Source organism: Pseudoalteromonas sp. APC 3694 (assembly GCF_030407565.1).
In the GTDB taxonomy this organism is placed as follows: domain Bacteria; phylum Pseudomonadota; class Gammaproteobacteria; order Enterobacterales; family Alteromonadaceae; genus Pseudoalteromonas; species Pseudoalteromonas tetraodonis.
On record NZ_JASDDE010000092.1, the window covers coordinates 1 to 8044 of the forward strand.

The 8044-nt window shown below is 40.9% G+C and carries 7 protein-coding genes and 1 pseudogene; 7 read left to right on the forward strand and 1 reads right to left on the reverse strand.

What is annotated here, in order from left to right; all coding sequences use genetic code 11:
• Positions 1–104 precede the first annotated feature (104 nt).
• On the reverse strand, positions 105–1250 hold the full coding sequence (gene argE / locus QMA00_RS18085) for an acetylornithine deacetylase (RefSeq protein ID WP_076923000.1): 1146 nt from the start codon (positions 1248–1250) through the stop codon (positions 105–107).
• A gap of 221 nt (positions 1251–1471) precedes the next feature.
• Here argE and argC point away from each other — a divergent pair, with 221 nt between their 5' ends.
• The 7 genes and pseudogenes from argC to QMA00_RS18120 form a co-directional block, all read left to right on the forward strand.
• Positions 1472–2485 carry an N-acetyl-gamma-glutamyl-phosphate reductase gene (gene argC, locus QMA00_RS18090; RefSeq protein ID WP_076923001.1) on the forward strand — a complete coding sequence of 338 codons (1014 nt, stop codon included), beginning with the start codon at positions 1472–1474 and terminating at the stop codon, positions 2483–2485.
• Positions 2482–3249, forward strand: coding sequence for an acetylglutamate kinase (gene argB / locus QMA00_RS18095; RefSeq protein WP_076923002.1), 768 nt, complete (start codon positions 2482–2484; stop codon positions 3247–3249). The genes argC and argB overlap by 4 nt, the downstream gene beginning before the upstream one ends.
• 7 nt (positions 3250–3256) lie before the next feature.
• Positions 3257–4189: an ornithine carbamoyltransferase gene (locus tag QMA00_RS18100; protein WP_076923003.1), complete on the forward strand. Its 933-nt coding sequence runs from the start codon at positions 3257–3259 to the stop codon at positions 4187–4189.
• Positions 4186–5388 carry an argininosuccinate synthase gene (locus QMA00_RS18105; protein WP_076920188.1) on the forward strand — a complete coding sequence of 401 codons (1203 nt, stop codon included), beginning with the start codon at positions 4186–4188 and terminating at the stop codon, positions 5386–5388. The genes QMA00_RS18100 and QMA00_RS18105 overlap by 4 nt, the downstream gene beginning before the upstream one ends.
• A gap of 52 nt (positions 5389–5440) precedes the next feature.
• Positions 5441–7306, forward strand: coding sequence for an argininosuccinate lyase (argH, locus tag QMA00_RS18110; protein WP_076923004.1), 1866 nt, complete (start codon positions 5441–5443; stop codon positions 7304–7306).
• A gap of 250 nt (positions 7307–7556) precedes the next feature.
• Positions 7557–7757, forward strand: a complete 201-nt coding sequence (locus QMA00_RS18115) for a hypothetical protein (RefSeq protein WP_058154281.1) — start codon at positions 7557–7559, stop codon at positions 7755–7757.
• A 12-nt stretch (positions 7758–7769) separates the two neighbouring features.
• Positions 7770–7994: pseudogene (locus QMA00_RS18120) on the forward strand (hypothetical protein); the annotation flags it as partial.
• Between the last annotated feature and the right edge of the window lie 50 nt (positions 7995–8044).

An 8044-nucleotide genomic window follows, 5' to 3' on the forward strand; every position in this document is an offset into this window, starting at 1 on the left:
GTTAGCGCTAAAAATAGCTGCTTGAGATAGATTTATTATTCAGAGTTCAGGTTAAATATAAATGCTATAAAAAAGACGCTTAATAGCGTCTTTTTTGTTACTGATTAAAAGCAACTCGCCTTTATGAGGTTGCTGATAATTTGTTGCGAAGGCTTTATTTTTTCCATCGCTAAATATTCATCGGGCTGATGCGCTTGGTTAATTGAACCCGGTCCCATGACGATGGTTTCACAACCCAGTTGTTGTATAAATGGTGCCTCAGTACAGTAATTAACAGCCACTGCTTTTTGCCCTGCTATATTTTCGGCTAGTTTAACTAACGCGCTGTCTGTGCTTCCTGTAAATGCTGGAATTGGCTCATGTAAATCAATCACACTGACCGAATTAGGGTATTGCTGATTTATATCGTAGGTTGCATCAAGCAGCAATGCTTGTAGCTCTTGTACACTTAAGCCAGGAAGAGGGCGCATATCAATGTGCATTTCACAGCAACCGCAAATCCGATTTGCATTATCGCCCCCATGAATATTACCTAAATTGAGCGTTGGGTGAGGAATTTCAAAGTGATTTATTGAATATTTATTCTTAATTTGTTCTTTTAAGATTAGCAATTTTGTAATCACTTTATGCATCACTTCGATGGCGTTAAGACCCCGTTCGGGATCTGAGCTATGTCCTGAACGGCCGACAACTCTTATTGCTGTACTCATATGACCTTTATGAGTAAATACCGGAGTCATATCAGTAGGTTCACCAATAATACAGCGACTTGGCTTTAAATTTGGGTGCTTACAGATTTGTTGTGCGCCAGCCATAGTGGTTTCTTCGTCTGCGGTGGCTAATATTAAAATTGGTTGTGTTTGTTGCTTTTCATCAAGCTCGCTAATAGCCTGCAGTACAAAAGCAAAAAAACCTTTCATATCAATGCTACCTAAGCCATATAGTTTATTATCTTGCTCAGTTAATTTAAATGGGTTGTGATTCCAACGACTATCATCAAATGGCACTGTATCAGTGTGGCCTGCTAGCATTAAACCGCCGTCGCCTTGACCACGTTTTGCTAATAAGTTGTAGCGACCTTTGTTGCCTTCTAACTCTATTATTTCACAGTTAAAACCTAAGCTTTCACACCATTGCGCTAGCAATTCAATGACACTTTTATTACTCATGCATAAATGATCTTCAATGGCACTGATAGAGGGGGCAGCAATCAATTGCTGGTACATCGAAATAAATGACGGCAGAGACATAAAAAATTCCAAAATAAGTATTCATTTTAATTGCATAACAATATAAAAGTATTTATGATGAATATCAATTCACTTTTTAAGCATAAATATATTAAAGTTACGCCATGAAAATAATACGACGATAGTTATCACTCATAAATTTAATCTGTTTGGCTGGGTTAGACCCTAGTGTAAACAAACAACATGGAATGTGGTCACTAATTTTAGATAAAGAGTAAATAATGAACGTAGTAATTATAGGTGCCAGCGGTTACAGCGGCGCAGAACTGGCTAGCTTAGTAGCAAAACATCCAACGCTTTCACTAACTGGCTGTTATGTATCAGCGCAAAGTTTAGATAAACATAAATTGCTTAGTGAATTGTATCCTGAGCATTTAGGGTTACTTGATTTACCTTTGCAGCCACTAAATGAACATGCACTTGCTGATATCACTCATTCAGCAGATTACGTTTGTCTGTGCACCGATCATAAAGTAAGTGTGGATTTAGCGCCTCAGTTTTTAGCGATGGGCAAAAAGGTATTTGACCTTTCTGGTGGCTATCGTCTTGCAAGTAATGATGATTACGTTACTTATTATGGCTTTGAACACCAACATCCAGAACTACTTAATCAAGCGGCTTATGGTCTTGCTGAATGGAATAGTAAAGCCATTACTGATGCTCAGTTAATTGCTGTTGCTGGCTGCTATCCAACGGCTGCATTAAATGCATTAAAGCCTCTGCAACAAGCGTGCTTGTTGAGTGATGAAAAAATTATTATTAATGCGGTTTCTGGCGTAACTGGCGCAGGGCGAAAAGCCAGCATCGGTACGCATTTTTGTGAGGTATCACTTGCACCCTATGGTTTGTTTAATCACCGTCATGGGCCTGAAATACAACAGCACCTATGTCATGAGGTGTTATTTACTCCTCATTTAGGTAATTTCCCGCGCGGTATTTTAGAAACTATTTATGTGCAATTAAAGCCGGGTGTGACCAGTGAGCAAGTAGCTAAAGCGTATCAAGTCTTAGCGGATGAGCCATTAATTCGTTTGCTTGGCAGCAAAATCCCTTCGATTAAAGGGGTGGCTAAACAACCTTATGTAGATATTGCGTGGCAGCAGCAAGGCTCACAGTTAATAGTAATGGCAGCAATTGACAACTTATTAAAAGGGGCAGCTGGTCAGGCTCTGCAATGTATTAATTTGTCAATGGGTTTGCCTCACACTACAGGCTTAGTAGGAGCGTTTAAATGAGCAGTAAAACGTGGGTTATTAAACTCGGTGGCGCAGTACTCAATACTGAAAATGCCGCTAAAGCGCTTTTTGAGGTTCTTAATGAGCAACATGATGCACAATTTGTCATTGTGCATGGCGGTGGCTCATTAGTTGATAGCTGGTTAAAAGAGGCTGGTTTTGCCAGTGCTAAACACCAAGGTTTACGTATTAGCCCTAAAGAACAGATGCCTTATATTGTTGGAGCCCTTGCGGGTGCGGCAAACAAACAACTCATGGCGCAAGCAATTAATGTTGGTCATAAGCCGGTGGGGTTAAGTTTATATGAAGCAGGGATCACCGCCTCGCAAAAATTAAAAGCATTGGGTCAAGTAGGTCAATGTCACAACAATGCTGATTCTATTATTAATGATTTACTCAGTGCTGGCCGGTTACCAATCATCAGTTCTATCGGCTTTGATGAGCAGGGCTTGTTATACAATGTTAATGCCGATGAAGCAGCCGCCGCAATGGCAAATAATTTAAATGCAGAACTTATTTTTATGACGGACGTAGAGGCGGTACTTGATGCCAATAAGCAGCCTTTACATCAACTTGACACAAAACACATTGATACTTTAATTGCAGAGGGAGTAATTGTGGGCGGGATGGAGGTCAAAGTTAAGACCAGTCTTCACGCTGCCCAACATTTACGACGCGGTGTGTACATTTCCAGCTGGCAAAAGCCAGAAAATTTAACGGCTTTGCTGCAAGGCGAGCACGTCGGAACTAAAGTGACACCATAGGTTGAATATGTTTAAAGATTTTATAACGGGTCTAGAATTAGACCAACAAGGCGCCCTTAATTTATTAAAATTAGCGCAAGATATTAAAGAAAGCCCTGCAAAGTATAGCCAAGTGTTAGCTGGTAAGTCAGTGGTTACTTTGTTCGAAAAGCAAAGTTTACGCACGCGCTTATCGTTTGATATTGGTATAAACCGCTTAGGCGGTCATGCGGTTTATCTTGATCAACAAAACGGTGCAATGGGGGCACGTGAATCAATAAAAGATTTTGCCTTGAATATTTCAACTTGGGCTGATGGTATCGTTGCCCGTGTTAATCAGCACAGTACGTTAACTACCTTAGGTGAGTATTCGTCTGTTCCAGTGGTTAATAGTTTGTGTGATTTATATCACCCATGTCAAGCCTTAGCTGATTTTTTAACGCTTCAAGAAGTGCACGGTGATGTTAGCCAGTTAAAGCTTGCCTACCTAGGTGAGGGCAATAATGTAACGCACTCATTAATGCTATTAGCCGCTACTTTAGGAACAGACTTTGTCGCTGTAACACCAAAAGGCAGCTCACCTGATTCGCAAGTACTTAAAAAAGCAGAGCAAATAGCAGCGATGAATGGCGCTTCTGTAATGGTAAGTGACAGGGTTGAGGCTGCAGTAGGCGCTAATGTTGTTTACGCTGATACCTGGGTTTCTATGGGAGACACTACACCGCTTGAGCAAGTAAAAGAAAAATACATGCCTTATCAATTAAACCAGGCATTGTTAGAAAAAACCGGTGCAACTACGGTATTACATTGCCAACCGGCACACCGTGAGTTTGAAATTACTTCTGAGGTAATGGATGGCCCTGCATCAAAAATTATACAGCAAGCAGAAAACCGCATGCATGCGCAAAATGCGCTATTAGTTACATTGTTAAATCCAAATTTTGTTAAGGAACACCTATGAGTTCAATTAAAAAAGTCGTTTTAGCCTATTCTGGTGGTCTTGATACATCGGCTATCGTGCCATGGTTAAAAGAGAACTACGGCTGTGAAGTTATTGCCTTTGTTGCCGATGTTGGCCAAGGAGCTGAAGAACTTGAAGGCGTAGAAGCTAAAGCTATAGCATCTGGTGCATCTGAGTGTTACGTGGTTGATTTAAAAGATGAGATGGTAAGCGATTATATTTACCCAACGCTTAAAACGGGTTCTATATATGAAGGGACTTATTTACTTGGTACTTCTATGGCGCGTCCAATCATTGCTAAAGCGCAAGTTGAAATTGCACGTAAAGTAGGTGCCGATGCACTTTCTCATGGCTGTACGGGTAAAGGTAACGACCAAGTACGTTTTGAGTCATGTTTTGCCGCACTCGCACCTGATTTAAAAGTGATTGCGCCATGGCGTGAGTGGGATTTATCAAGCCGTGAATCATTGCTTGATTACCTAGCTGAACGTGACATTCCATGTTCTGCGTCAGCAACTAAAATTTACAGTCGTGATGCTAACGCATGGCATATTTCTCACGAAGGCGGTGAACTTGAAGACCCTTGGTGTGAACCAAGTGAGCAGGTATGGACCTGGACTAACTCACCAGAGCAAGCACCTGATAAAGCTGAACACGTCACTTTATCGGTTGTTGAAGGTGAAGTAGTTGCTGTAAATGGTGAAGAGCTTAAACCTTATGATTGTTTAGTTAAATTAAACGATATTGCATCACCTCATGGTGTGGGCCGTGTCGATATTGTAGAAAACCGTTTAGTTGGCATGAAATCGCGTGGTTGTTATGAAACGCCAGGCGGTACTGTGATCATGGCAGCGCTGCAAGCTATTGATGAGTTAGTACTTGATAAAGCGAGCCGTAAATGGAAAGAAGTACTCGGTGGTGAATTCTCACACTTAGTCTACGACGGTCGTTGGTTTACGCCGCTAAAAGATTCTATTTTAGCCGGTGCAGAAGCGCTGTCTACACTAGCAACGGGCGAAGTGGTACTTAAGCTTTATAAAGGCCAAGTGACAGCGGTTCAGAAAAAATCACCTAACAGTTTATATAGCGAAGATTTTGCTACCTTTGGTGAAGACGATGTTTATGACCAATCGCACGCAGAAGGCTTTATTCGTTTATTCTCGCTATCAAGCAGAATTTCAGCATTAGCTAAAAAGTAATTTTTTATGCCCCTTGGAATTAAGGGGCTATTATCGGGTTTGGAGAAATTTCATGGCATTATGGGGCGGACGTTTTTCTACGGGTCCAGATGAAGCGTTTAAACAGTTTAACGATTCACTTCCCTTCGATTATCAATTAGCAGAGCAAGATATAATTGGCTCTGTTGCATGGGCTGGTGCACTTGAACAAGTGAATGTGTTATCTAGTGATGAGCACAAAAAGCTGGTATCGGCACTTTATGAGTTACTTGAAGAAGTAAAAGTAAATCCACACGCTGTTGCCACTTCAGGTGCTGAGGATATTCATTCTCATGTTGAAGCTGCGCTAATTGAAAAAGTAGGTGATTTAGCTAAAAAGTTACACACAGGCCGAAGTCGTAACGACCAAGTTGCTACCGACTTTAGACTCTGGTGCCGCGATACCGCCGATCATATTTTAAAAGCAATTGCGCAACTTAAAGCTGAGTTTATTGGCTTAGCTGAACGTGAGCTTGGCACAATATTACCAGGTTATACCCACTTACAACGTGCACAACCGGTGTTATTTAGCCATTGGTGTATGGCTTATGTAGAAATGCTTGAGCGTGATGAAAGTCGATTACAAGATGCCCAAGCACGAATGAATTATTGCCCACTCGGCAGTGGCGCTCTTGCAGGCACTGCATACCCGATTGACCGCCATGCACTTGCACAAGGGCTAGGATTTACTGGCGCGACTAAAAATAGCCTTGATGGTGTATCTGATCGTGACTTTGTGGTTGAGCTATTAAGCTGCGCGTCTATTTCTATGATCCACTTATCGCGGATGTCTGAAGACCTGATTTTTTATAACTCAGGCGAAGCTGGCTTTATTGAACTGGCCGATAATGTGACCTCGGGTTCATCTTTAATGCCACAGAAAAAAAACCCAGATGCATTAGAGCTAATTCGTGGTAAAACTGGCCGGGTGTTTGGTGCGTTTAGCGCAATGATGATGACCTTAAAAGCACTGCCACTTGCTTACAATAAAGACATGCAAGAAGACAAAGAAGGCATTTTTGATGCCATGCCAACATGGCTTGCGTGTATTCATATGGCACAAGCGTGTATCAAAGGTATAAAAGTGAAAGCAGATAAAACCCTTGCAGCGGCAAAAGGTGGCCACGCGAATGCAACCGAACTTGCTGATTACTTAGTCGCTAAAGGAGTGCCGTTCAGAGAAGGGCATCATATTGTTGGGGTGTTGGTGCAATTAGCTATTAGTGAAGGTAAAACGTTAGAGGAGCTTTCACTAGAGCAGTATAAATCAGTAAATCCAGTGTTTGAAGATGACGTGTATCCGGTACTTGAAATTGACGCCTGTATAAAAGCACGCCAAGCGCTTGGCGGTACATCATTAGAGCAAGTAAGCAAAGCGGTGAAAGACGCGAAAAAAAAACAGCAAATAACGGTTCGTGATGCCAACTTAGATGACGTAGAAGCAATTGCTAAACTCGTACAGCACTGGGCAACAGTCGGCGAAAATTTACCGCGAGCTAAAAGTGATATGGTGCACTCAATTAATGAGTTTGCCGTAACCGAGATAGACGGTCAGGTATCGGGTTGTGCTTCACTTTATATTTACGACACAGGATTAGCTGAAATACGTTCATTAGGCATTGATCCTAAAAGCGCAGTAACGGGGCAGGGACGAGAACTGGTTGAACACTTATTAGTGAAAGCCAAAAAGTTGGCACTTAATCGTGTCATTGTTCTGACTCGTGTACCTGACTTTTTCGAAAATCAGCGGTTTAGTTTCTGTAATAAAGAGAGCCTACCTGAAAAAGTAATGAAAGATTGCGAGCTATGTTTACGCAAAGAAAACTGTGATGAAGTCGCAATGGAATATATGTTAAAGCCAAGTAATAGCATGGAGATCCCCTGTAAAAACGTGGCTTGAGCAATCCCTAGGATAAAAAACGCACGGTGACCCCGATGCGTTTTTTTTTGAGTAAAATAAAATAATTTTTAAATTAATATACTATTAATTTAAAGTTGGCATATCGTTTGCTTTTATTATTCTGTAGCGTGTTGTTGAGTCAATTAAACAACGTAGGCAATGCGTTACTGCAGTTATTTAGTAACTGCTTCAGGTGGTGTGATTTAAATTTGCGCCAATAATAAATTTAATACTCAAAAGGATTAATCACATGCAAATTTCAGCGAACAGCCAAGTACAAATGCAAGCATACAATAAAACGCAACAATTAAAGCCTGCAATGGAACAAACTGCTAGCCCTAAAACCCTACAATCTGATACAGTAAGTATCTCTCAAGAGGCGATGGCTGCGGCAAGTGGCGCAGATCTTCAACGTGGTGGTGGCATGATCCCTCCAGTAAGACCTAAATAAATAAGGTAGTAGATGTTATTAACTGAGTTTTTTGGTTTTTTTTCGTTATCAGCATTCATTATGTGGGGATTTCTGATGGCGTTCTTTTTCAACATTTTTGTTTATACTTTAGATGTCAAAAGAAAAACAACTTTATTACTCAGCTCATTTATAATGATGGTGTCTTATACGATATCTGATTATTTTTTTACTTGGTTATCAATAAAGGTAAAAATTTATTTAGACTGGGCTATATATCACGGCTAGCGCATTTTAATCCCAGATTCTAACAGGGTTGAGCGATAATC